A 1,007-nucleotide genomic window follows, 5' to 3' on the forward strand; every position below is an offset into this window, starting at 1 on the left:
CTAGATGGTTGAGTCCAAGGGGTCGGGGTGATCAGTGGTCGTAGCGGGTGAGTGATCTCTTGATCGGCTGACCGGTGTGATCGTTGTGCCATATGGCCGCGGTCAAGGCCAGAACCTTGACGAAGACGCGGACGGTGACGCCGGCCGGCGTGCGTCCGCCGTGTCGTTCGAGGTCGAGCTGGGCTTTGAAGGTCTGGTTGATCGACTCGATGGTCTGGCGTAACGGCTTGAACAGCTGTGCGCCGGCTCGTTCGGCCTCACCGGCCCGGGCCGGGCGTAGCAGCCGCACCCCGCCCTCGGCCAGTTCCCGTTCGAAGGCACGGCCGTAGAACTGCCGGTCGGCGATGAGCGTCGGATGCCGATGGTCGGCCAGTACCCGGGGAGCGGTGGCCAGCATGCCCAGGAGGACCTCGCGCTCATCGGCCTTGGCGCCGCTCAGTGCGAACAGCACCGGCAGCCCGCCCAGGGTGCACACCAGGTGCAGGCGCAGCCCCCAGAAGTAGCGGGAGTGGGAGGCGCAGTAGCCGTACTCGGCCCACCCGGCCAGGGCGCTGCGCCGCGCGGTCTCCACCGAGCGGCCGCACTCCACCGGGGTGGAGTCGGCCACCCACACCTCATCCCACCACAGCGAGGTGTCGCAGGCCAGGAACCGGATCACTGCCGTCACCAGAGGGATCGACTTGCGCAGCCGCTTGCCGTAGCCCGACTGCTGAGGCAGGCAGGGGAACATGCCGCGCAGTTCGGCGTGTGCGTACCGCAGCCAGCGGCGCTCGCAGTGGTAGCCCAGCAAGGCCGACAGCACCGCCAGTGTCACCAGCTCAGCGTCACTCAACCTCGGCGCGATGCCCACTCGGGGCCGCCATGGGGCCAGTTCCGGCGCACTCTTCAGCAGATCGTCGACCCTCACATAGAGTGCGGTTGCGAGGGTGTCCAGTTCGGTCGTCACAACCCGAGGATGGACATCCTCGCCCTATCTCCGCAGCTATGCCTTGGACTCATTCATCTAG

1 protein-coding gene is annotated in these 1,007 nt (G+C 67.3%); it reads right to left on the reverse strand.

Annotation, left to right across the window (positions count from 1 at the left end):
* Positions 1-31 precede the first annotated feature (31 nt).
* Positions 32-946, reverse strand: coding sequence for an IS982 family transposase (locus AB0J46_RS51970; RefSeq protein WP_364344974.1), 915 nt, complete (start codon positions 944-946; stop codon positions 32-34).
* Between the last annotated feature and the right edge of the window lie 61 nt (positions 947-1,007).

Source organism: Nonomuraea sp. NPDC049758, from assembly GCF_040674635.1.
GTDB lineage: Bacteria > Actinomycetota > Actinomycetes > Streptosporangiales > Streptosporangiaceae > Nonomuraea.